General features: G+C 72.0%; 24 protein-coding genes and 1 pseudogene. 14 read left to right on the forward strand and 11 right to left on the reverse strand.

All coding sequences use genetic code 11. The features are described 5' to 3' along the window. The first annotated feature begins 77 nt into the window (after nucleotides 1-77). Nucleotides 78-971: a glycosyltransferase family 2 protein gene (locus tag OIE49_RS19750; protein ID WP_326803464.1), complete on the forward strand. Its 894-nt coding sequence runs from the start codon at nucleotides 78-80 to the stop codon at nucleotides 969-971. Nucleotides 972-1,126: 155 nt separating this feature from the next. On the opposite strand, the gene OIE49_RS19755 is transcribed toward OIE49_RS19750, so the two are convergent. Together OIE49_RS19755 and OIE49_RS19760 are read right to left on the reverse strand one after the other, a co-directional pair. Beyond that, nucleotides 1,127-2,821: a bifunctional 3'-5' exonuclease/DNA polymerase gene (locus tag OIE49_RS19755; protein ID WP_326803465.1), complete on the reverse strand. Its 1,695-nt coding sequence runs from the start codon at nucleotides 2,819-2,821 to the stop codon at nucleotides 1,127-1,129. Nucleotides 2,822-2,983: 162 nt separating this feature from the next. Continuing rightward, the gene (locus OIE49_RS19760; RefSeq protein WP_326803466.1) at nucleotides 2,984-3,754 is read right to left on the reverse strand and encodes a Clp protease N-terminal domain-containing protein; all 771 of its coding nucleotides are present in this window, start codon (nucleotides 3,752-3,754) and stop codon (nucleotides 2,984-2,986) included. 127 nt (nucleotides 3,755-3,881) lie between these two features. Between OIE49_RS19760 and OIE49_RS19765 the strand changes: the two genes are divergently transcribed. Further along, complete coding sequence (locus tag OIE49_RS19765) at nucleotides 3,882-5,003, forward strand: DUF2786 domain-containing protein (protein ID WP_326803467.1); 1,122 nt, start codon at nucleotides 3,882-3,884, stop codon at nucleotides 5,001-5,003. A gap of 86 nt (nucleotides 5,004-5,089) precedes the next feature. On the opposite strand, the gene OIE49_RS19770 is transcribed toward OIE49_RS19765, so the two are convergent. The 4 genes from OIE49_RS19770 to rpmB all read right to left on the reverse strand — a co-directional run bounded on the left by OIE49_RS19770 (nucleotide 5,090) and on the right by rpmB (nucleotide 6,883). Next, nucleotides 5,090-5,617 carry a DUF4232 domain-containing protein gene (locus OIE49_RS19770; protein WP_326803468.1) on the reverse strand — a complete coding sequence of 176 codons (528 nt, stop codon included), beginning with the start codon at nucleotides 5,615-5,617 and terminating at the stop codon, nucleotides 5,090-5,092. Between the two features lie 38 nt (nucleotides 5,618-5,655). Next, nucleotides 5,656-6,231, reverse strand: coding sequence for a hypothetical protein (locus OIE49_RS19775; protein WP_326803469.1), 576 nt, complete (start codon nucleotides 6,229-6,231; stop codon nucleotides 5,656-5,658). A 75-nt stretch (nucleotides 6,232-6,306) separates the two neighbouring features. Next, entirely contained in the window at nucleotides 6,307-6,612 is a 306-nt protein-coding gene (gene rpsN / locus OIE49_RS19780; RefSeq protein ID WP_326803470.1) for a 30S ribosomal protein S14, read from the reverse strand. Nucleotides 6,613-6,646: 34 nt separating this feature from the next. Further along, a complete protein-coding gene (gene rpmB / locus OIE49_RS19785; protein ID WP_100568501.1) occupies nucleotides 6,647-6,883 on the reverse strand; it encodes a 50S ribosomal protein L28 in 237 nt (78 codons plus the stop codon). A gap of 62 nt (nucleotides 6,884-6,945) precedes the next feature. On the opposite strand from rpmB, the gene rpmG reads away from it, so the two are divergent. The 8 genes and pseudogenes from rpmG to OIE49_RS19825 all read left to right on the forward strand — a co-directional run bounded on the left by rpmG (nucleotide 6,946) and on the right by OIE49_RS19825 (nucleotide 10,576). Beyond that, complete coding sequence (gene rpmG / locus OIE49_RS19790) at nucleotides 6,946-7,110, forward strand: 50S ribosomal protein L33 (protein WP_100568502.1); 165 nt, start codon at nucleotides 6,946-6,948, stop codon at nucleotides 7,108-7,110. A 7-nt stretch (nucleotides 7,111-7,117) separates the two neighbouring features. After that, nucleotides 7,118-7,372: a type B 50S ribosomal protein L31 gene (locus tag OIE49_RS19795; RefSeq protein WP_326803471.1), complete on the forward strand. Its 255-nt coding sequence runs from the start codon at nucleotides 7,118-7,120 to the stop codon at nucleotides 7,370-7,372. After that, nucleotides 7,369-8,547, forward strand: a complete 1,179-nt coding sequence (locus OIE49_RS19800) for a CobW family GTP-binding protein (protein ID WP_326803472.1) — start codon at nucleotides 7,369-7,371, stop codon at nucleotides 8,545-8,547. The genes OIE49_RS19795 and OIE49_RS19800 overlap by 4 nt, the downstream gene beginning before the upstream one ends. 4 nt (nucleotides 8,548-8,551) lie before the next feature. Then, nucleotides 8,552-8,788, forward strand: a complete 237-nt coding sequence (gene rpsR, locus OIE49_RS19805) for a 30S ribosomal protein S18 (RefSeq protein ID WP_100568505.1) — start codon at nucleotides 8,552-8,554, stop codon at nucleotides 8,786-8,788. An 83-nt stretch (nucleotides 8,789-8,871) separates the two neighbouring features. Next, entirely contained in the window at nucleotides 8,872-9,246 is a 375-nt protein-coding gene (locus OIE49_RS19810) for a VOC family protein (RefSeq protein ID WP_100568506.1), read from the forward strand. A 28-nt stretch (nucleotides 9,247-9,274) separates the two neighbouring features. Beyond that, on the forward strand, nucleotides 9,275-9,622 hold the full coding sequence (locus OIE49_RS19815; protein WP_326803473.1) for an ArsR/SmtB family transcription factor: 348 nt from the start codon (nucleotides 9,275-9,277) through the stop codon (nucleotides 9,620-9,622). Nucleotides 9,623-9,660: 38 nt separating this feature from the next. Further along, nucleotides 9,661-10,163, forward strand: a pseudogene (locus tag OIE49_RS19820) (SRPBCC family protein). A 146-nt stretch (nucleotides 10,164-10,309) separates the two neighbouring features. After that, nucleotides 10,310-10,576 (forward strand): DUF397 domain-containing protein, encoded by a 267-nt coding sequence (locus OIE49_RS19825; RefSeq protein WP_100568509.1) that lies wholly within the window; start codon nucleotides 10,310-10,312, stop codon nucleotides 10,574-10,576. 94 nt (nucleotides 10,577-10,670) lie between these two features. Here the strand turns inward: OIE49_RS19825 and OIE49_RS19830 are convergent, their stop codons facing one another. After that, nucleotides 10,671-11,171 (reverse strand): ATP-binding protein, encoded by a 501-nt coding sequence (locus OIE49_RS19830; RefSeq protein ID WP_403324037.1) that lies wholly within the window; start codon nucleotides 11,169-11,171, stop codon nucleotides 10,671-10,673. A 334-nt stretch (nucleotides 11,172-11,505) separates the two neighbouring features. On the opposite strand from OIE49_RS19830, the gene OIE49_RS19835 reads away from it, so the two are divergent. Further along, a complete protein-coding gene (locus OIE49_RS19835) occupies nucleotides 11,506-12,330 on the forward strand; it encodes a helix-turn-helix domain-containing protein (RefSeq protein WP_100568597.1) in 825 nt (274 codons plus the stop codon). Between the two features lie 149 nt (nucleotides 12,331-12,479). Next, nucleotides 12,480-13,940: an aldehyde dehydrogenase family protein gene (locus OIE49_RS19840; RefSeq protein ID WP_326803476.1), complete on the forward strand. Its 1,461-nt coding sequence runs from the start codon at nucleotides 12,480-12,482 to the stop codon at nucleotides 13,938-13,940. Nucleotides 13,941-13,954: 14 nt separating this feature from the next. Here the strand turns inward: OIE49_RS19840 and OIE49_RS19845 are convergent, their stop codons facing one another. Both OIE49_RS19845 and OIE49_RS19850 read right to left on the reverse strand, forming a co-directional pair. After that, on the reverse strand, nucleotides 13,955-15,367 hold the full coding sequence (locus tag OIE49_RS19845) for a glutamate decarboxylase (RefSeq protein WP_326803477.1): 1,413 nt from the start codon (nucleotides 15,365-15,367) through the stop codon (nucleotides 13,955-13,957). 81 nt (nucleotides 15,368-15,448) lie between these two features. Beyond that, the gene (locus tag OIE49_RS19850) at nucleotides 15,449-16,732 is read right to left on the reverse strand and encodes an ion channel protein (protein ID WP_326803478.1); all 1,284 of its coding nucleotides are present in this window, start codon (nucleotides 16,730-16,732) and stop codon (nucleotides 15,449-15,451) included. Between the two features lie 109 nt (nucleotides 16,733-16,841). Between OIE49_RS19850 and OIE49_RS19855 the strand changes: the two genes are divergently transcribed. Continuing rightward, nucleotides 16,842-17,603 (forward strand): MerR family transcriptional regulator, encoded by a 762-nt coding sequence (locus tag OIE49_RS19855; protein WP_326803479.1) that lies wholly within the window; start codon nucleotides 16,842-16,844, stop codon nucleotides 17,601-17,603. 66 nt (nucleotides 17,604-17,669) lie between these two features. On the opposite strand, the gene OIE49_RS19860 is transcribed toward OIE49_RS19855, so the two are convergent. Further along, nucleotides 17,670-18,035 carry a YbjQ family protein gene (locus tag OIE49_RS19860; RefSeq protein WP_326803480.1) on the reverse strand — a complete coding sequence of 122 codons (366 nt, stop codon included), beginning with the start codon at nucleotides 18,033-18,035 and terminating at the stop codon, nucleotides 17,670-17,672. 157 nt (nucleotides 18,036-18,192) lie between these two features. On the opposite strand from OIE49_RS19860, the gene OIE49_RS19865 reads away from it, so the two are divergent. After that, complete coding sequence (locus tag OIE49_RS19865; protein ID WP_326803481.1) at nucleotides 18,193-19,113, forward strand: DedA family protein; 921 nt, start codon at nucleotides 18,193-18,195, stop codon at nucleotides 19,111-19,113. 53 nt (nucleotides 19,114-19,166) lie between these two features. On the opposite strand, the gene OIE49_RS19870 is transcribed toward OIE49_RS19865, so the two are convergent. Further along, entirely contained in the window at nucleotides 19,167-20,912 is a 1,746-nt protein-coding gene (locus OIE49_RS19870) for a threonine/serine ThrE exporter family protein (protein WP_326803482.1), read from the reverse strand. Nucleotides 20,913-20,955: the final 43 nt, after the last annotated feature.

The following is a 20,955-nucleotide window of genomic DNA, read 5'->3' on the forward strand; positions in this document are numbered from 1 at the left end:
CAACCCGCGCCGCCGAGGCGACATCCTGGTGAACAAGGGGCGCCGCGCGGGCGCCGTCGTCGGATGGGATGAGGGCCGTGGTGGAGCCGAGGATCGCTGTCGCGGTGGTGACCATGGGCAACCGGCCTGCCGAGGTCGACGCCCTGCTGGAGTCCGTGGCCAAGCAGGACCTCGCGCCCGCCCGCATCGTGATCGTCGGCAACGGCTGCCGGCTGCCCGAGTTCGCCCGCCGGCTGTCCCTGCCCGGCGAGGTCACGGCGGTCGACCTCGACGAGAACCTCGGCTGTCCCGGCGGGCGCAACGCCGCCCTGGCCCGGCTGCGGGATTTCGGGGACGTCGACGTGGTCGTGGAGCTGGACGACGACGGGCTCCTGGTCGACGCCGACGTACTGCGCCGGGTACGGGACCTGTACGCCGCCGACCCGCGCCTCGGCATCGTCGGCTTCCGCATCGCCGACGAGAACGGCGAGACCCAGCAGCGGCACGTGCCGCGGATCGGCGGGTCGGATCCGATGCGGGGCGGGTACGTCACCGGGTTCCTCGGCGGCGGGCACGGCCTGCGGATGGCGATGCTGGAGCAGACCGGGGACTGGCCCGCGGAGTTCTTCTTCGCGCACGAGGAGACCGACCTGGCCTGGCGCGCCGCCGACGCCGGCTGGAAGATCCTCTACGCGCCCGAGCTGCTCCTGCAGCATCCGAAGACCTCGCCCGCGCGGCACGCCGTCTACTACCGGGTCACCGCCCGCAACCGGGTCTGGCTGGTCAGGCGGCGGCTGCCGCTTCCGCTGGTCCCGGTCCACCTCGGCGTGTGGACGCTCCTGACCCTGGCGCGGACCCGGTCGCTCGCCGGACTGCGGGCCTGGTGCGGCGGGTTCGTGGAGGGGCTGCGCGAGCCGGCGGGGGAGCGGCGGCCCATGCGCTGGCGGACGGTGTGGCGGCTGACCCGGCTCGGCCGGCCGCCGGTCGTCTGACCCCGTCCGGCGCTGTCCGGCCCCGTCCGGCCCCGTCCGGCCCCGTCTGACCCTGTCCGGCCCTGTCCGGCCCTGTCCGGCCCTGTCCGGCCCTGTCCGGCCCGTTCGACCCGCCGGAACACGGCCGCCGGGGTCGGTGCGGGGGCCGGGTCCGCTCACTTCGCGTCGGCGTAGCACTCCACCACCGCCGTGGTGAACGGGAACCGCACCGGGGTCTCGCCGAACGTCAGCCGTCCCGCCAGTTCCGCGGCCTGCCGGATCGCCTCGACGACCGCGTCCGTCTCCTCCTCCGGGCAGTGCACGATCACCTCGTCGTGCTGGAAGAAGACCAGCTCGGCCGCCAGGTCACGGCAGGTGCGGCGCAGTGCGGCGAGCAGCAGCAGGGCCCATTCGGCGGCGCTGCCCTGCACGACGAAGTTGCGGGCGAAGCGGCCGCGGGCACGCGAGTTGGTGGAGGCGTACCCCGGCATCCAGCCCTGGTCGGCGGGTTGCGCGGCGGCCGGGTCGTCCTGTGGGAGGCCCGCCTCTCCGTCGGCGTCCTCGCCCGTACCGGCGGCCGGGGGACAGGTGCGGCCCAGCCAGGTCCGTACGAGCCGGCCCTCCTCGCCGGCCCGCGCGGCCTCGTCGACGTACGCCACCGCCTTCGGGAAGCGGCGTCTGAGGGCGGCGAGGTTCTTCAGTCCGTCGCCGGAGGTCTGCCCGTAGACAGCGCCGAGCACGGCGAGTTTCGCCTGGGCGCGGTCGCCGGAGAAGGCCCGGTCGGACACCGACTGGTAGAGGTCGGCGTCCCGGCCCGCCACCTCCATCAGCCCCGGGTCGCGGGAGATGGCCGCCAGCACCCGCGGCTCCATCTGGGCGGCGTCGGCCACGACCAGCCGCCAGCCGGGGTCGGCCACCACGGCCCGGCGGATGACCTTCGGGATCTGGAGCGCGCCCCCGCCGTTTGTCACCCAGCGGCCGGTGACCGTGCCGCCGGCGAGGAACTCCGGTCTGAACCTGCCCTCGCGCACCCAGTCCTGCAGCCAGGACCAGCCGTGGGCGACCCAGATCCGGTACAGCCTCTTGTACTCCAGCAGGGGTTCGACGGCCGGGTGGTCGACGGACCGGAGTTCCCAGCGGCGGGTGGACTTCACCCTGATCCCGGCCCGGGCGAAGGCCTTGACGACGTCGGCGGGCAGGTCCGGCCGCACCCGGTGGCCGAAGGCCGTGGACACCTCGTCCGCGAGTTCGGCCAGGCGGCGGGGCTCGCCGCCGCCCGCGTACCGCTCGCCGAGCAGTTCGTGCAGCACCTCGCGGTGCACGTCCGCGCGCCAGGGCAGGCCCGCGCGGTTCATCTCGGCCGCCACCAGCGTGCCCGCCGACTCGGTGGCGGTCAGCAGGCGCATGCGGTCGGGGTGTTCGGCTCGTTCGTGCCGCCGCTGCTGCTCGGCGTAGACCGTGATCAGGTCCGTCAGCGGCAGGCGCACGCTCTGCGGCTCGAAGAGCGAGGACTGCGCGCCCGGTTCGGCGGACCGGTGCGGCGGGTCCGCCGGTACGGGGCCGCCGCGCAGCCGGGCCAGCGCGGCGGCGGCCGAGCGGGGCTCGCCGTGGCGCCCCTCGTGGCCGAGGAGGAGCGTCTCGGCGTCCTCGATGTCGTAGCACCGCTCCACCCGCACGCCCGCGGCGAGCAGGCGGGGATAGACCTCGGCGGTGGACCGCCACACCCATCGTGCGACGTCCGGCCTACCGCGGACCGCGTCCGCGAGGTCCGCGGCACGGTGCACCGGGCCGGCGGGCAGGCCGTCCCGGCCGAGGGGGGCGACCTCGGCGCCGCCGTCCTCGGCCGGTGCCAGAGCCCACCGGTCGGTCATGTCGGCGAGTGTCGCAGGCAGGTCTGACAACAGGCTCCGGCCTGCCGCTCAGGAGGGCGGTCAGCAGCCTTGTCCAGGCAGGTCGGCCGCCTTGTCCGGGGAGGTCAGCCGTGCTCTCCGGGGAGACCAGTCGTCCCGTCCGGGCATGTCAGTCCGGGCAGGTCAGCCCTCCGGTCCGCCCTCCGCCTGCGGCTCCTGGTCCTCGTCCTGGCGGGACCGGTCCTCCACCAGCTCCGCCAGGGCCGCCGCCACGTACTCCTCGGTGCGTGTCTTGTCCAGGCCGAGGCCGCTGAGGACGCCCTCGCCGTTCTCCAGCTCCAGCAGGGCCAGCAGGATGTGCTCGGTGCCGATGTAGTTGTGGCCGAGGCGCAGGGCCTCGCGGAAGGTGAGCTCCAGGGCCTTCTTGGCGGCCGAGCCGTAGGGGACCAGCTCGGGGGCGTCGTCGGACGCCGGCGGCAGGGCGGCGGTCGCGGCCTCGCGGACGGCGTCCAGGGTGACGCCCTGGGCCTCGACGGCCTGCGCGGCCATGGCCTCCGGTTCGATGAGCAGCCCGAGGACCAGGTGCGCGGGCGTTCCCTCGGCGCTCCTGGCGGCCTTGGCCTCCTCGTGGGCGGCCATGACCACCTTGCGGGCGCGGGGCGTGTAGCGGCTGAAGCCCTGACTGGGATCGAGGTCGGCCGACTCCTTGGGCACGAACCGCTTCTGCGCGGCCTGCCGGGTGACGCCCATGTTCCTGCCGATGTCGGTCCAGGAGGCGCCGGAGCGCCGGGCCTGGTCGACGAAGTGCCCGATGAGGTGGTCCGCCACCTCGCCCAGGTGCTCGGCGGCGAGCACGGCGTCCTGGAGCTGTTCGAGGGGTTCCTGGTGGACGGTCTTGATGGCCGAGATGAGGTCGTCCAGACGGACGCTCGACCTGATGGTGGGGTTCGTCATGTGTCAACCGTAGGTTGCGCACCGCAGAGGTGTCAACCTTGAGTTGACACCTCTGCCGCCTCCGGCGGTGGATGGTTGTCCACAGGCTGTGGACAGAGTTTCGGGTGGCTCATGGCACGATCGAGCGGTGAGTACGTCCAACACCGTCGACGGCGCCTTCCGGGCCGCCCTGTACGCACCCTCCGACGACGCCCTCGACACCGGTGCCTCCCTGCTGGCGGCCGACCCCGCGGCAGACGCGGAACTCCTCAGGCGCGGACAGGAGTTCGTGGCGACGGCTTGGCAGCGCGGCTGGCAGCCCGCCGACGTCGCACGGCTCGTGCGGCGGGAGCTCGACGAGGCCCACGCGCAGTTGCTCGCGGCGCTCGTCCGCGCGCAGTCGGCCGACGACCGGCCGCGCGGCCCGCGCTGGACAGCCCAGCTCGACGCACTGCCCTGCGGGGAACCGCCCCGCGCCGACCGCTTCTCGCACGCCACCACCGTCCTGGAGCTCTACCGCCTGCTGCTGCGGCTCCCCGCGCTCGAACCGCTGGACGAGACCGCGCCCGCGCCCCGGGCCGAGTCCCGCATGCTCACCCGGATCCGGGCGCTGCTCGCCAAGGCGGAGGCGACCGGGTACCCGGAGGAGGCGGAGGCGCTCAGCGCGAAGGCGCAGGAGCTGATGGCGCGGCACAGCGTGGACGAGGCGCTGCTCGCGGCCCGCGCCCCGGCACCCGACGCCCCCGGCGCCTGCCGGATCGGTGTCGAGGCGCCGTACGAACAGGCCAAGGCCGTGCTGCTGGACGCCGTCGCCACCGCCAACCACTGCCGCGCCGTGTGGAACGAGGCCCTCGGTTTCTCCACCGTCGTCGGCTTCGAAGCCGACCTGGAGGCGGTCGAACTGCTCCACGCCTCGCTGCTGGTCCAGGCCACCACCGCGATGACCAGGGCGGAGGCCGCCCAGCGGGCGGGCGGGCGCAAGCGGACGAAGACCTTCCGGCAGTCCTTCCTCGCCGCCTACGCCCACCGGGTCGGCGCCCGCCTCGCGGCGGCCGCCGAGACCCAGGTCACCGCGGACCTGCTGCCCGTCCTGGCGACCCGGGACGTCGCGGTCACCGACCGCGTGGACCGCCTGTTCCCGGAGACGACCACCACCCGGCTGCGCGGAGTGAGCGACACGGAGGGCTGGGAGGAGGGGGCCCGGGCGGCGGACCGGGCCCAGGTGAAGTCCCGCCCGCGACTCGGCCGACGGGCCGCACCACCCGCGTGACGGCGGCGCGGCCGGTCGCCACCCGCGTGAACCGTCCGCGCGACCGGCGTCGTGGTCCGCCGCCACCCGTGTGAAGGACGTCGCGGTCAGTCGCCGGCCTGCTGGAAGGCCGTCACCGAGGCGTCCGGGTCGCCCGCGTCCTTCTTGCCCTGGACCGGGCCGTAGGACCACGGGAAGTCCTGGCTGTCGGACGCTCCGGGCAGGCGGAGCTTCAGCGACGTCACCGCGAGGCTCTTGGTGCCGCCCTCCTTGGCCCGCACGTAGGTGAGGGTGAAGGACGCCGTGTCGCCCTTGGCCAGGGTGAGCCTCTGCGGCTTGCCGGACGTGTCCTGCGGGACGGTCGCCGTGGCCTTGCCGGCGGACAGGGTGACGCCCGGGAAGCCCTCCAGGGTGCAGCGGGCACCCCGGTTGGTGACGGTGACGGGCACATCGCCCGTGTCCCCGGCGGCGGGCGCGGCGTTGGCGGGTCCGACCTGGACCCCGAGCCCGCCGATCCGGCAGGCCGTGCTGCCGGTGTTCTTGTCCCCGGAGCCGGTGTCGCCGCCGCCGCTGCCGCAGGCGGTGAGCAGGAGGGCCGCGGTGAGAGCGGTGACGGTGAGCGGAATGGCGCGCATGAACTGGTCCCTTGGGTCGTGACGATGCCCGGGGATCATCACGCATGAGCGCGCCGCGCGGTTGCCCGCCCCGCGATCGGCTTCGCGAACGTCAGGAGCCCAGGCTCGCCGTTGGCAGGCCCGACGGTAGTGCCCCGCCGGTCGACCGCGTGTACGTCTCCGTGCCGAGACCACCCTCCCAGGTAACGCTGAGCGTGGTCCTGTTGACGGAGTCCACCGTGCCGGTCGTACGGGACTTGCACGCGTCGAGGCGGATCACGTGCCGCGCGCCCTCCTCGGCCGCCCGTTCCGGTGCAGATGGTCCGGCCGGTCGAGAAGAGCGCTGCCTGCTTGCCGTTGACGATCAGAGCCACGGCCCTGCCACCGGTGGTGGCGAGCCAACTGCCGTCCACGCCGTCACCATCGGCGGCCGAATCGCCCGCGCCGCCGTCGTCGCCGCCGGTCGTGGACGCGGTCGCGCCGGGGGTGGCGCCGACTCCGCCCGTGTCACCGGAGCCGCCGCTGTCGCACCCGGAGAGCGCGACCGCGCCGAGCAGGGCCGCGGCCGCGATCCGCGTCGCCGCGCTCACCCCCGTCGCCCTGGCAGCCGTCGTCGCCTTGATCGCCGTCGTCATCGGAAAGCTCCCAGCCTCGGCCCGGCCGGCCGTCCGGCGGCCGGTACGACCGCGGCAAGCTACCAAGGCCGGGCTCTACCAGGAGGCCTTTCGGACCCCGGGCAGATGCCCGGCGTGCGCCTGCTCCCGCAGGCTCACCCGGGACAGGCCGAAGGTGCGCAGGTAACCGCGCGGCCGGCCGTCGGTCTGGTCGCGGTTGCGCACCCGCGTGGCGCTCGCATCCCGCGGCTGCCCGCGCAACTCCCGCTCGGCGGCGAGCCGTTCGTCCGGTGACGAGGACGGCCTGCGGATGATCTCCTTCAGCTCGGCCCGCCGGGCGGCGTACCGCTCGACGATCCGCCGTCGCTGCTCGTTCTTCGCGATCTTGCTCTTCTTCGCCATGGCGTCTCCCTGTTCCTCGGTTGTCCGGAGTTCCTCAGACCTTCACTCCGCGCGCGCGGATGCGCGCCACGGCCGCCTCGACGCCGATCGTGTCGACGGTCCTGACGGCCCTCACGCTCAGCCGGAGCCGCACATGGCGGCCCTCGCTCGGCAGCCAGTAGCGCTTGCTCTGGATGTTCGGGTCGAAGCGGCGGGAGGTCCGGCGGTGGGAGTGCGAGACGCGGTTGCCGAAGCCGGGCCGGGCGCCGGTCAGCATGCAGTGGGCGGACATGGGTGACCTACCTCTCCTCGCGCGGTGATGTAAATGGAATTCATTTTCAGTAGCATAGCGGCATGGCACGCAATGAACTCCGCCCGGTCGTCAAACTCCGGTCCACCGCCGGAACCGGCTACACCTACGTCACCCGCAAGAACCGCCGCAACGATCCGGACCGGCTGACCCTGCGCAAGTACGACCCGGTCGCCGGCCGGCACGTCGACTTCCGAGAGGAGCGCTGAGGCCGCCGTGCGCAAGGGAATCCATCCGGCCTACGGGCCCGTCGTCTTCCGTGACCGTGCCGCCGGCTACGCCTTCCTCACCCGCTCGACCATGACCGGCGAGAAGACGATCGAGTGGGAGGACGGCCGCACCTACCCCGTCGTCGACGTCGAGATCTCCGACGTCAGCCACCCCTTCTACACCGGCACCGCCCGCGTCCTCGACACCGCCGGGCGCGTGGAGCGCTTCGAGCGCCGGTACGGGAAGCGGGGCGGGGCGTGAGTCTGCCGGTGGTGATCGTCGGCGGGCTGCACGCCGACGCCCGGAGGGCGGCCGTCGCGCGGCTCCTCGCCGAGGTACCAGGCAGCGTCGCGCTCCACCACGACCTGGCGACGGCCCCCGCGGGCACGGTAGTGCGGACCGTCCGGGACGCCTCCGGGGAGCTGTCCCGCGGTGAGACGCCCCTGGTCAACGACTGCGCGTGCTGCGCGCTGCGCGAGGACCTGGTGCCGGAGCTGCGCGGGATCGCCGACGCCGGGCGCACCCGGCTCGCGGTGGTCGAACTGTGGGACTCCGTGGAGCCCAAGGCGATGGCCGAGGTGGTGGTGGCCGGCGGCCTCACCGTCACCGGCGTGGTCATCGCCGTCGACCCGGCCCTGGTCCTGCCGTACCTCGGCAACGGCGACGATCTGGCCGACGGCGGGCTCGCCGCGGCCGCCACCGACCAGCGGACCGTCGCCGACACCTTCGCCCGGCAGCTCGAGTACGCGCCCGTGCTCGCCGTCGCCGACTCCCCCGACGCCGACGACGAGGACCGCGAACTGCTGGCACAACTCCACCCGACGGCCCGCCGGGTCCCGATCGGCCACGGTGACCCGGCGGGCACCTCCCACGCACGTGCGGGGGCGGGGACCGGACGTTCGGAGCTGGTCCGCGCCGCCCTCGCCGGATTCGACGTCGAGGCGGCCGCGGCGGCCCAGCATCCGGCGTGCGCGCTGCTGCCCGCCGAGACCGACGCGCACGGTGTCTCGACGCTGGTCTGGCGCCGCCACCGCCCCTTCCACCCGGAACGGCTGTACACGGCCCTCGAGGACCTGACCTGTGCCGCCGCGCGCAGCCGCGGCCGGTTCTGGCTGGCCGACCGGCCCGACACGCTGCTGCACTGGGACGCGGCCGGCGGCGCGCTGTGCGTGGAGGGCGCGGGCCCCTGGCTCGCCGCCCTGCCGGACGCGGCCTGGGACCTGGTCCCGCCGGTGCGCCGGGCCGCGGCCGCGCTGGACTGGCACCCGGAGCACGGCGACCGCTGCCAGCACCTCGTCTTCACCTCCCCCGGCCTGGACCGCGACGGCCTCGAACGGCTGCTGGAGTCCTGCCTGCTGACCGACGCCGAGTACGCCGCCGGGCGCGAGGCCTGGAGGGGCCTGGCGTCCGCCTTCGACACCCTCCTGGAGGTCTGACCCGATGCCCCGCAAGAGCGACCGCAAGCCCGCCAAGCCCCGTCCCAACCCCTTGGAGCAGGCCGGGATCTCGTACATCGACTACAAGGACACCGACCTGCTGCGCAGGTTCATCTCCGACCGCGGCAAGATCCGCAGCCGCCGGGTCACCCGGGTCACGGCCCAGCAGCAGCGGCTCCTCGCGCGGGCGATCAAGAACGCGCGGGAGATGGCGCTGCTGCCGTACTCGTCCGGCCGCTGATCCGGCAGGCGGCGCCGGCGAACGATAGGTAGGAGATTCCCTACGGTTGACGCGTAGGGAATCTCCTACCTAAAGTCGTCCCCATGAACATCACTCACGCCTCCTTCATCACCCTCCCCGTCGGCGACCAGGACCGCGCGCTGCGCTTCTACACGGACGTCCTCGGCTTCGAGACCGTCGCCGACCGGGACATGCCCCAGGGGCGCTGGCTCCAGGTGGCGCCCGCCGGGGCGCAGACGGTCTTCACGCTCTCCGGGCCGGGGATGGGGGGTTTCGAGCCCGGATCGGCACGGGGGATCATGTTGGTCACGACCGATGTCGACGCCGCCTGCGCGCGGCTCGCGCAGGCGGGCATCCCGGTGCAGGGTCCGGACGACCTGCCCTGGGGCCGCATGGCCTCCTTCGCGGACCCCGACGGCAACGGTCTGATGCTGCTGACGGAGAAGGAAGGCTTCTGACCGCTGCCATGAACGGGACGAGTACCGCATGAAGGGGACGGACACCGCCGCCGAGGACCGCGTCTTCGCCGCGCTTGCCAACGCCACCCGCCGCGAGGTGCTGCGGCTGCTGCGCGAGGAGGGGCCCCAGCCCGTCCAGGAGCTGGCCGACCGCTTCGCCATGCGCCGCCCCAGCCTCTCGGAACACCTCAAGGTGCTCCGGGAGGCCGGCCTCGTCTCCGAACAGCGCTCCGGACGGCAGCGCATCTACCGGTTGGAGGCGGCCCCGCTGGCGGAGGTGCAGGACTGGCTCCACCCGTACGAGCGGTTCTGGCGCGGCCGGATGAAGGAACTCGGCGCGCTGCTGGACCGTATGCCCGACGACATCCCCACCTGAGCGCCGACCCCGGCCCCCACACCCCACGGCGATCGCACATGAGCACCGACCCCCACGACGACCTCACCACGATCCGCGTCGACCAGTTCTACCCGCACCCTTCCCCAAGCTCTCGGCTTCGCTCGAGCAGGGGAGACCCCTCCCCAAGGTCTGGCGGGCCCTCACCGAGCCCTCGCTCCTCGCGCAGTGGCAGATGCCGGGTGCCGCGGACTTCCGTCTGGAGGTCGGCCACCGCTACCGGATGACCTCCGTTCCGCGTCCCCATTCCCGCTTCTCCGGCGTCATCGACGTGGAGGTCCTTGCCTACGACGTCCGGCGGATGCTGTCCGTCCGCTGGAGGGACGCCGATCCGGCCAATCCCGCGGACTGGACACTCACCTGGAAGTTGGAACAGGAAGGCCGCGGGACGCGTCTCTTCCTGGTGCACGACGGATTCGATCCGGACGACCCGGCACAGATGATGGCGCGAAAGATCATGGACGGGGGATGGCGCTCGCATGTCCTGCGCGCTCTGGGGCAGACGCTGGAGCGGCTCGGGTGAGGCGGACGGCAGGCCTGTAACCGCTGAACCACTCCTCGTGCACGTGCATCTGCGCGCGCATTTGCATGTGAACAGGGCTATGATCCGGATCAGTTGACCGATGCATCAATGGCCATACCAGCCAGTGCACCACCGGGGAGCGACCTGTGGACCACGACGTCGAGGGCGGGTACGGGGGCGACGTGTACAACGGCATGGCGGCGGCAGGGCTGCGCGGAGTGGCCTGGCAGAAGAGCCGGCACAGCAACTCGCAGGGCTCCTGCGTGGAGTTCGCGCGACTGCCGGGCGGAGACGTGGCGGTGCGCAACTCCCGCTTCCCCGACGGTCCCGCGCTCGTCTACACGCGCGCGGAGATCGAGGCGATGCTCCTCGGTATCAAGGACGGGGAGTTCGACCACCTGATAGCGGGCTGACGTGCCCCTCGGTCGTGCGCGTGACCCCGGGCGACAGGAGCGCGACACGCGGTGACGCGCGTAGAACCGCGGCGCAGAAGAGGGCCGCGGTTCGTCATTCGGCGGGCGGCAGCCGGAAGAGTGCCCAGACCACCTTGCCGTCCAGGGTGCCTGTCAGCGGGTGCCAGCCCCAGCCGTCGCTGAAGGAGTCGACGAGGAAGAGGCCGCGGCCCGACTCCGCCGAGAAGTCGTCCGTCTCGCGGGCGACCGGGCTCTCCCGGCTGGGGTCGCGCACCGCGCACACCAGCCGCCCCGTCCAGCGCAGCAGATGCAGCCGCACGGGCGAGTCGTGGTCGCACGCGGGCTCCGGCGCAGGCTCCGGCAGTCCGTGCCGCAGGGCGTTGGTGACCAGTTCGGAGACCACCAGACAGACGTCCTCGAACCGGTCGTCCAGCTCCCAGTGGTCAAGGGTCGTGCGGGTGAACCGTCTCGCCTCGCGCACCGCTTCGTAGCGGGCGGGCAGCGCGCAGGAGGCCGCGCTGGCCACGGCCGCGGGATCCAGCGGGGGAAGGCCCAGCCGTAACGGCTCGAGCATGGTCGATCCATTCGTCCCCATGCGAGGCACTCCCGGTAATCCGCGGTCGTTGCGATGCAGCGGTGGCGCGAGACCATGGTTTCGGATGCGCAGAGCAGATGCAAGGGCAGATGCACGTGCACGCGACCGAAATGCTCCTCCCCGTACCGCTTACTGGCCATTTTTTCCGCCATCTTCCTGTCATCCGCCGGTCTCCCGCCCGGCGGGCGCCCGCGCATATTCCTTGATCTCTTTCCGTTTCCGTAATCGCGCGAGTACAGCTCGGAGTGAATTAGTGGCAGACTGCGGGCCTTGAAGACGGTTGGGGAGGCTGGCGAACGTGAGCGCGGGAGAGCCAGGATCGGTGGTGCGGCGCATGCTGCTCGGCTCGCAACTCAGGCGGCTGCGGGAAGCGCGGGGGATCACGCGCGAGGCGGCCGGGTACTCGATCCGCGCCTCGGAATCGAAGATCAGCCGGATGGAGTTGGGTCGGGTGAGCTTCAAGACCCGAGACGTGGAAGACCTCTTGACCCTGTACGGCATCACGGACGAGACGGAGCGCACCTCGCTGGTCTCCCTCGCCAGGGAGGCCAATGTCGCGGGCTGGTGGCACAGTTACTCCGACGTCCTGCCGAACTGGTTCCCCACCTATGTGGGACTGGAGGGCGCGGCGTCGCTGATCCGCGTCTACGAGGTGCAGTTCGTGCACGGACTGCTGCAGACCGAGGCGTACGCCCGTGCGGTGGTCCGGCGCGGTATGCAGGGCGCGAGCGAGGCCGACGTGGAGCGGCGGGTGGCGCTGCGCATGGAGCGGCAGAAGTACCTCGTCTCGGAGAACGCGCCCGACCTCCACATCGTCCTGGACGAGGCCGCCCTGCGCCGTCCCCACGGCGACCGTGACGTGATGCGCGGGCAGTTGCAGCATCTGATCGAGATGTCCGAGCGGCCCAGCGTACGGCTGCAGATCATGCCGTTCAGCCTCGGCGGGCACGCCGGCGAGTCCGGGGCCTTCACCATCCTCAGCTTCCCCGAGTCGGACCTGTCGGACGTGGTCTACCTGGAGCAGCTCACCAGCGCCCTCTACCTGGACAAGCCCGAGGACGTCGCCCAGTACGAGCGGACGCTGGAGGAACTCCAGCACGACGGACCCGGCCCGGACGAGAGCCGCGACCTGCTGCGCGGGCTGCTCCAGCTGTCGTAGGGAAACCCCCCCCGGAAACACGCATCGGACGCCCAACTCGCCTCGCTCGCAAGTACGATGACACGCGATCAGACCATGAAGAAGTGATCGGGGGTTGATCCGGGGCTCCGACTGCTTCGACCGTCTCGCGGCAGGGGATCGAGGAGCGCATGTCGTCCTACTTCACCGAACTGGCCCAGCAGTACATCGACGGCGAGTGGCGCCCGGGGACCGGCTCCTGGGACATCATCGACTTCAATCCCTACGACGGGGAGAAGCTGGCCTCGATCACCATAGCCACGGTCGACGAGGTGGACCAGGCCTACCGCGCGGCCGCCCGCGCCCAGAAGGAATGGGCCGCGACCAACGCCTACGCCCGCAGGACCGTCTTCGAGAGGGCGCTGCGACTGGTCGAGGAGCGGGAGCCGGAGATCACCGACGTGATCATCGCCGAGCTCGGCGGCACCCGTCTGAAGGCAGCTTTCGAACTACACCTCGCCAAGGAGTTCCTGCGCGAGTCGATCCACCTGGCGCTGCGCCCCGAGGGGAAGATCCTGCCCTCCCCGGTCGACGGCAAGGAGAACCGCCTCTACCGGGTGCCGGTCGGTGTCGTGGGCGTCATCAGCCCCTTCAACTTCCCCTTCCTGCTGTCCCTGAAGTCGGTCGCCCCGGCGCTCGCCCTCGGCAACGGCGTGGTGCTCAAGCCGCACCAGGACACCCCGGTCACCGGCGGCTCCCTGATCGCGAAGATCTTCGAGGACGCGGGTCTGCCGGCCGGTCTGCTCAACGTCGTCATCACGGACATAGCCGAGATCGGCGACGCCTTCATCGAGCACCCCGTCCCCGAGGTCATCTCCTTCACCGGCTCCGACCAGGTCGGCCGGCACGTCGCCACCGTCTGCGCCTCCCACTTCAAGCGCTCGGTCCTGGAACTCGGCGGCAACAGCGCGGTCGTGGTCCTGGACGACGCCGACCTCGACTACGCGGTCGACGCGGCCGTCTTCAGCCGGTACGTCCACCAGGGCCAGGTCTGCATGGCCGCGAACCGGATCCTGGTGGACCGCTCGGTCGCCGAGGAGTTCACCGCGAAGTTCGTCGTCAAGGTCGGTTCGCTGAAGGTCGGCGACCCGCGCGACCCGGAGACCGTCATCGGCCCGGTGATCAACTCCACGCAGGCGTACGCGCTGTCGGGCGTCGTCCAGCAGGCGATCGCCGAGGGGGCCACCGCCCTGCTGCGCGGCGCCACCACCGACAACCTCGTCGAGCCGTCGGTCCTGACGGACCTGCCCGCCGACTCCGCCCTGCTCCGCCAGGAGGTCTTCGGACCGGTCGCCTTCGTCGTCCCGTTCGACGGCGAGGAGGAGGCGGTCCGGATCGTCAACGACACGCCGTACGGCCTCAGCGGCGCCGTCCACACGGCGGATGTCGAACGGGGCGTCGCCTTCGCCCGGCGGATCGACACAGGCATGTTCCACGTGAACGACGGCACCGTCCACGACGAGCCGCTCGTCCCCTTCGGCGGCGAGAAGCACTCCGGCATCGGCCGTCTGAACGGCGAGACGACCCTGGACGCCTTCACCACGCTGAAGTGGATCTCGGTCCAGCACGGCCGGAGCGGCTTCCCGTTCTAGGGTCGCGGCAGGCTCTAGTGGTGGAACCCGGTGGCCGCGTTCTTGTCCCGGGTCAGCGGGTGCGGCTGGCGGCGCAGTTGGGGCAGCAGGCGGCCGAGGTCGTCGAGGAACAGCTCGGCGAGGTCGGCCGAGAACCCGTTGCGGCAGACCACGCGAAGGACTGACAGGTCCTCCCGGTTCGGCGGGAAGGTGTACGCGGGCACCAGCCAGCCGTTCTCGCGCAGCCGCCGGGAGACGTCGAACACGTCGTAGGCCTCGACTTCCGGCGCCGTGGTGAAGGCGAACACCGGCAGCTGGTCGCCGCGGGTCAGCAGCCGGAAGTCGCCGAGCGCCTCGACCCGTTCGGCGAGGTGGCGGGCCACGTCCCGGGTGCACTGCTGCACCAGCCGGTAGCCCTCGCGGGCCAGCCGCAGGAACGAGTAGTACTGCGCCACCACCTGCGCGCCGGGCCGGGAGAAGTTCAGCGCGAAGGTCGGCATGTCACCGCCCAGGTAGTTGACCCGGAAGACCAGCTCCTCGGGCAGCGCCTCGCCGTCCCGCCACAGCGCCCAGCCGACACCCGGGTACACCAGCCCGTACTTGTGGCCCGAGGTGTTGATCGAGGCCACCCGCGGGAGCCGGAAGTCCCACACCAGGTCCTCGTCGAGGAAGGGCGCGATCATGCCGCCCGAGGCGCCGTCGACGTGCACCGGGATGTCGAGGCCCGTGCGCTCCTGGAAGGCGTCCAGGGCCGCGCACAGGTCGGCGATCGGCTCGTAGGAGCCGTCGAAGGTGGAGCCGAGGATGCCGACGACCCCGATGGTGTTCTCGTCGCACAGCTCGGCGGCGGTCTGCGGGTCGAGGTGGTAGCGGTCGCCGTCCATGGGGACCTGACGGGCCTCGACCTCCCAGAAGTTGCAGAACTTCTCCCAGCACACCTGGACGTTGACGCCCATGACGAGGTTCGGACGGGCATCCCGCCCGGGGTAGCGGTCGGCGTTGCGCCGCGCCCAGCGCCGCTTGAGCGCCATCCCGGCGAGCATGCACGCCTCGCTCGACCCGGTCGTCGAACAACCCACGGCGGCCGAGGGGTCCGGCGCGTTCCACAGGTCGGCGAGCATCGCCACACAGCGCCGCTCCAGTTCGGCGGTGCGCGGGTACTCGTCCTTGTCGATCATGTTCTTGTCGCGGCACTCGTTCATCAGGACGTCGGCCTGCGGCTCCATCCAGGTCGTGACGAACGTGGCCAGATTCAGCCGGGAGTTGCCGTCCAGCATCAGCTCGTCGTGCACGAGCTGGTACGCCGTCGAGGGCGGCAGGGGCGTGTCGCCGAGCCGGTGCTTGGGCGGCGCCTCGGCCATCTCGACGGCCGGATTCGCCTCTCCGTAGAAGGGATTGACCGACAGGGGGCGCTCGTCGGGCTTCTCGTGTCCTCGGTGCAGCGGCATGGGCTGTCTCCTGCGGGATCGACGCGATCGATGGGTTCCTGGGGCCGGGGGGTTCGAGGAGGCGGGGGAGGGGCTGCGGGGTCAGCGGATCGCCGTACCGTCCTTCCCGAGCTGCATCAGCGGCCTGCCGGTCACCAGCAGCCAGGCCGGCAGTGAGGCGGCGCACAGCAGAGCGAGGACGGCCGGCGAGGACACGAGCACCGCGGCCGTGAACAGGCTCACCCAGCCCTGTCGGGTGACGGCCAGGAGCATGCCCAGCACGCCCGCCGCCACGCCGAGCGACTCGGGCACCGCGGGCACGAGGGCGTGCGCGGTCAGCCCGAAGGCGGCGCCGACGAACACGGACGGGAAGATCCGCCCGCCGCGGAACCCGCAGGACGCGGCGACCAGCAGCGCGGCCAGCTTCACCACGGTCATGGTCGCGAACTGCCCCGCCGTCCAGGCCCCGGGATCGCGGGCCAGTTCCGCGACCTCCGACAGCCCCTTGAAGAGCGTGAGGGGACCGCCGAGCACCGCCAGCAGACCGAGCACGAGCCCACCGGCGGGAAGGACCAGCATCGGATGCCCGAGCCGGGAGAAGGCACGGTGGACGTAGGGGAAGGCGTACACGGCGAGCAGGCCGAGCAGCGCGGCCGCGAAGGCGGTCACCAGCGCGGCCAGGAGGTCGCCCCAGTGCGGCCGGCCGAGGGGAGGCAGACCCAGGTCGAAGGTGGGGCGGGCGACCAGCGCGGTCGTCAGTGCGCCCGCGGTCCCGGCGGCCAGCGGCGCGAAGAGGTTGTCCCACAGCGCCCCCTTGGCCGGCCGCCCGGCCAGCGCCTCGGAGACGACGAGCGCGGCGGCCACCGGGGTGCCGAACAGGGCGCCGATCGTCGCCGCCTCCGCCAGCACCGGCCACAGCGCGCCCGGCAGCCGGGGCAGCAGCCGGCGGCCCAGCGCGAACGCCAGAGCCACGTTCGCCATGATGAGGGGGTTCTCGGGGCCGAGGCTCGGCCCGCCGGCCAGCATGAGCACGGCGGCCACCAGCAGCCCCGGCAGCACGGCCGGCGCCACCGGGGCGGCCGTCAGACCCAGCGTCGCCGGGTCCGGTCCGGCGTGCCCCGGCGCCCTCCACACCACCAGTCCCACCAGGACGCCGGTCGCGGTGAGCACGACCAGCATCCAGGCGACCGAGTAGCGCCCGATGCCCAGGGCATCGGGCAGGCTCCCCCACAGAACCGCCTGTAACCGTTCCGCCACCCCGCTCACCAGCAGGAACAGCAGACTGGAGCCGACCCCGACGACCAGTGCGGGCAGGATCAGCGGCAGCAGGGCGCGGGCCGGGGCCGCCGGGGCGGTCGGTGCCTGCTGCGCGGTGTCCTGGGCCACGGGCTCACGATAAGCGGACGAAAGCGACACAACATCCGGAACGAAACACGCTTGCACCTCACGCGGCGTGAGGAGCCACCGTGGACCACGTACCGAGAAAGGAGCGGAAGTGAGCTACTCCGTGGGACAGGTCGCCGGATTCGCCGGAGTGACGGTGCGCACCCTGCACCACTACGACGACATCGGCCTGCTCGTCCCGGGCGAGCGCAGCCACGCGGGCCACCGGCGCTACGGCGACGCGGATCTCGACCGGCTGCAGCAGATCCTGTTCTACCGGGAGCTCGGCTTCCCGCTCGAGGAGGTCGCGGCCCTGCTCGACGACCCGGAGGCGGATCCGGCCGCGCACCTGCGCCGCCGGCACGAACTGCTGACCGCCCGGATCGAGAAGCTGAAGGAGATGGCCGCGGCCGTGGAGCACGCCATGGAGGCACGCAGGATGGGCATCGATCTCACCCCGGAGGAGCGGTTCGAGGTCTTCGGCGACCACGACCCCGAGAAATACGCCGACGAGGTCCGGCAGCGCTGGGGCGGCACGGAGGCCTACCGGCAGTCCCAGCGCCGTACCGCCTCGTACACCAAGGAGGACTGGAAGCGGCTCACCGTGGAGCAGGACGCGATCCACCGGCGCATGGCGGAGCTGCTCGACGCGGGCACACCGGCCCGTTCCGAGGCCGCCATGGACGTGGCCGAGGCGCACCGCCGGTTCATCTCCGGCAGCTACTACGACTGCGGGCACGAGATGCACAGCTGCCTGGCGCAGATGTACGTCGCCGACCCGCGCTTCACCGCCACCTACGAGAAGATCCGGCCGGGCCTGGCCGCGTACCTGCACGACGCGATCCTCGCCAACGCCGAGCGGCACACGTCGTAGGAACGCCGCGGGAACGCCGGAGGAAAAAAGAGGGGCCCGGGTGCCCGGCACCCGGGCCCCGGGCGGTCACTCCCGGACCAGGACCACGGCCGTGCCGTAGGCGCACACCTCCGTGCCGGCGTCCGCCGCCTCGGTCACGTCGAAGCGGAAGGCCAGCACCGCGTTGGCCCCCCGCGCGCGTGCCTGCTCGACGAGCCGCTCCATGGCCTGGTTGCGGGTCTGCACCAGCGTCTTGGTGAGTCCCTTGAGCTCACCGCCGATCATCGACTTCAGACCCGCCCCGATCTGGCTGCCCAGATGCCGGGACCGGACCGTCAGCCCGAAGACCTCGCCGATGACCTTCTCCACCCGGTGGCCGGGTACGTCGTTCGTCGTCACGACCAGCACGTCCGGCTCGGGCTCCTGGCCGCCGCCGTATTCCTCGATGTTCATGGCGCAAGCTTGGCGTGAGCGGACCGTGCGGCGCCATCCCCCGGGCACTCATGGAACCTTGGGCGTATACCTTGCGTTGGTAGCTTTGTGCGGCACCGCACGAGGCTTCGCCTCGCCCCCGACGCCGTACCACCCCACCCCTCAGGAGTCCGGAACCGTGACGACGCTTGCCCTCGGCCCGAGCTGGCTGGATCCGAACCACCTGCTCAACTCCTTCGGTATCTGGGGCCTGCTCCTCATCGTCTTCGCCGAGTCGGGCCTGCTCATCGGCTTCTTCCTGCCGGGTGACTCCCTGCTGTTCACCTGCGGTCTGCTGATCACGTCGAAGCAGCTGGACTTCCCGCTGTGGGGCGCCATCGCCCTGATCTGCCTCGCCGCGGTCCTGGGCGACCAGGCGGGCTACATGTTCGGCAAGAAGGTCGGGCCGTCGCTCTTCAACCGGCCCGACTCCCGCCTGTTCAAGCAGGAGAACGTCACCAAGGCGCACGAGTTCTTCGAGAAGTACGGCCCGAAGTCCCTGGTCCTGGCCCGCTTCGTGCCCATCGTGCGCACGTTCACGCCGATCATCGCGGGCGTCAGCGGCATGCGGTACCGCTCGTTCCTGGTCTTCAACGTCATCGGCGGTGTGCTGTGGGGCGCGGGCGTGACGCTCCTGGGCTCCTGGCTGGGCAACATCGGCTTCGTCAAGGCCAACATCGAGGCGATCCTCATCCTGATCGTCCTCGTCTCGGTGGTCCCGATCATCATCGAGTTCCTGCGCGCCCGCTCCAAGGCGAAGAACGCCCCCGAGGAGTCGGCCGCCCCGGCCCCGGAGGCCGCCGCCGCCCCGTACGGGCAGCAGCCGCAGCAGTTCCAGCAGCCGGTCATGGACGACGCCACGACCCGCCTGCGCCGCATCGAGCCGCCGCACCAGTACGGCGGGCAGAACCAGCCCCCGCAGGAGCAGCAGCAGTACGGCTACGGCCAGCAGTACGCGCAGCCGTATCCGCAGCAGCCCTACGGCGAGCAGCAGGGCCAGGGCGGCTACGACCAGAACCCGCAGTACCCGGACAACGGCGGCTACTACCGCGCCCCGTAGGAAGTCCCCGTAGGAAGTCCCCGTAGAAAGTGCGGGAGCCGGGCGCCCGCGGGTCAGAACCCGCGGGTCCGCTTCGCGGCCCTGCGCCCCGCGGCGGAGGCGGCGCCCGGCATCTTCAGGAACAGCCGGGAGATCTCCGAGCCGAGGTTCACCCCGATCGCGATGGCCATGGCGAGCGACACCGCCTTGGCCAGCGACACCAGCCCGTTGTCGACATGGTTCTGCGCGATCGACAGCAGGCCGAAGTACGTCGCCGAACCCGGTAGCAGCGGCCCGATCGCGGCGGTCGTGTACGGCAGCGCGGACGCGAACCGGTAGCGGGACAGCAACTGCCCGAACAGGCCCACCAGGCCCGCCGCCACGGCCGTGGACGCCACCGGGGAGATGTTGCCGACGTCGTGCATCGCGCCGTACACCGACCACGCGACACCGCCGTTGAGCGTCACAAGGAGCACGGTGGACCGCTCCTGCTGCAACAGCACGGCGAAGGTCAGCGACAGCAGCATCGCCGCGACGATCTGGAGCACCGGCCGCCGGCTCATGGCGAGCGCGGCGTCCGGGTCGAGGGCGGCGCCCAGCTTCACACCGAAGTACAGGACCAGCAGCACGCCGGTGACGATGCCGACGAAGAAGTACATGACCTCCAGCAGGCGCGCCGAGGCGGTGATGTAGAAGCCGGTCAGGCCGTCCTGCACGCCCGCCACCAGCGCCCGCCCCGGCAGCAGCGCGAACAGTCCACCGGTGATGACGGCGGACGCCTTCACGTCGACGTGCCCCACGGTGAGCGCGACGCCGAGCGCGGCCGGCGGCATCGCGGCGACCGTGAACTGGTAGAACTCCGGCAGTCCGCGCCCCGCGCACAGCCACGCCAGCCGGTCGCCGAGCATCGCGCCGAGCGCCGCGGCCACGAAGACGATCAGATCGCCGCCGACCAGGACGGAGGCCGTGCCCGCGAGCAGCCCGGCGGCCGCGGTCAGCGCCCAGCCGGGGTAGGGGTGCCGGTTGCGGCGGATCTCCGCCAGCCGCCGGTACGCCTCCTCCAGGGAGAGGTGGTTCTCCGGATCGCTCAGGTCGTCGACGAGCCGGAAGACGGCCGCCAGGCGCGTGTAGTCGGTGCCCCGGCGGCGTACCGTCCTCGACGCCGTCACGGGGTCGTCGACCAGGGACGGCTGGTGGGAGATCGACAGCAGGGTGAAGGTGACGTTCGGCTCGCAGCGGTCCAGGCCGTAGGAACGGCAGACCGCGAACATCGCCGCCTCCACGTCCTCGGCGCCCTCACCGCCCGCGAGCAGCAGCTCGCCGATACGCAGGGTCAGGTCGAGCACGCGTGGGACGGCGGGGCCGCCCTCCTCCGCCGCCTTGTGCACCGGTTCGGGCGCGGGCCGGTCGGCCACCGACATGCGCAGCATGGTGCGCATCCGGTCCTGCCAGGGGACGTCATTGGGCAGGTTGACCGCCGGGGTGCCGCCCGCCGGGGTGAAGGCGGGCGGGGCCTGGCTGGCGCTGTAGGTGCTCGGCAGGCTGAAGGCGGATCCCTCCGGCTCCACCACGGGCGCCGGAGTGACGTCGAAGCCGTTCGGCACGGCGAACTCGGACGTGGTCTCCGACTCGGCGGTCCCCGTCCTGGGCGCCGTCAGCCCCTCGGGCACGGCGAACTCGGACGTCGTGGACGACTCCGCCTCGGCCGCCGGTACGACCGGGATCATCTGGGTCACCTGGGTCACCGACGACCCGGCGGGAACCCTGAAGGCACTCCGCGCCTCGTCCGACTGCGGCTTGCGGTCCTCCGCGTCCGTCACTGAGAAACGCTCCCTGAACGACACCTTCCGTCTGCCTCAGTAT

Source organism: Streptomyces sp. NBC_01788 (assembly GCF_035917575.1).
In the GTDB taxonomy this organism is placed as follows: Bacteria; Actinomycetota; Actinomycetes; order Streptomycetales; family Streptomycetaceae; genus Streptomyces.

Bases quoted from the DNA above. Each gene is read 5' to 3' on its own strand.
- OIE49_RS19770 (WP_326803468.1), bottom strand. From the start codon at position 5,617: ATGCGCGCCATTCCGCTCACCGTCACCGCTCTCACCGCGGCCCTCCTG.
- rpsR (WP_100568505.1), top strand. From the start codon at position 8,552: ATGCCCCGCAAGAGCGACCGCAAGCCCGCCAAGCCCCGTCCCAACCCC.
- OIE49_RS19810 (WP_100568506.1), top strand. From the start codon at position 8,872: ATGAACATCACTCACGCCTCCTTCATCACCCTCCCCGTCGGCGACCAG.
- OIE49_RS19845 (WP_326803477.1), bottom strand. From the start codon at position 15,367: ATGCCGCTGCACCGAGGACACGAGAAGCCCGACGAGCGCCCCCTGTCG.
- OIE49_RS19815 (WP_326803473.1), top strand. From the start codon at position 9,275: ATGAAGGGGACGGACACCGCCGCCGAGGACCGCGTCTTCGCCGCGCTT.
- OIE49_RS19830 (WP_403324037.1), bottom strand. From the start codon at position 11,171: ATGGGGACGAATGGATCGACCATGCTCGAGCCGTTACGGCTGGGCCTT.
- rpsN (WP_326803470.1), bottom strand. From the start codon at position 6,612: ATGGCGAAGAAGAGCAAGATCGCGAAGAACGAGCAGCGACGGCGGATC.
- OIE49_RS19835 (WP_100568597.1), top strand. From the start codon at position 11,506: ATGCTGCTCGGCTCGCAACTCAGGCGGCTGCGGGAAGCGCGGGGGATC.
- rpmB (WP_100568501.1), bottom strand. From the start codon at position 6,883: ATGTCCGCCCACTGCATGCTGACCGGCGCCCGGCCCGGCTTCGGCAAC.
- rpmG (WP_100568502.1), top strand. From the start codon at position 6,946: ATGGCACGCAATGAACTCCGCCCGGTCGTCAAACTCCGGTCCACCGCC.
- OIE49_RS19775 (WP_326803469.1), bottom strand. From the start codon at position 6,231: ATGACGACGGCGATCAAGGCGACGACGGCTGCCAGGGCGACGGGGGTG.
- OIE49_RS19840 (WP_326803476.1), top strand. From the start codon at position 12,480: ATGTCGTCCTACTTCACCGAACTGGCCCAGCAGTACATCGACGGCGAG.
- OIE49_RS19860 (WP_326803480.1), bottom strand. From the start codon at position 18,035: ATGAACATCGAGGAATACGGCGGCGGCCAGGAGCCCGAGCCGGACGTG.
- OIE49_RS19760 (WP_326803466.1), bottom strand. From the start codon at position 3,754: ATGACGAACCCCACCATCAGGTCGAGCGTCCGTCTGGACGACCTCATC.
- OIE49_RS19755 (WP_326803465.1), bottom strand. From the start codon at position 2,821: ATGACCGACCGGTGGGCTCTGGCACCGGCCGAGGACGGCGGCGCCGAG.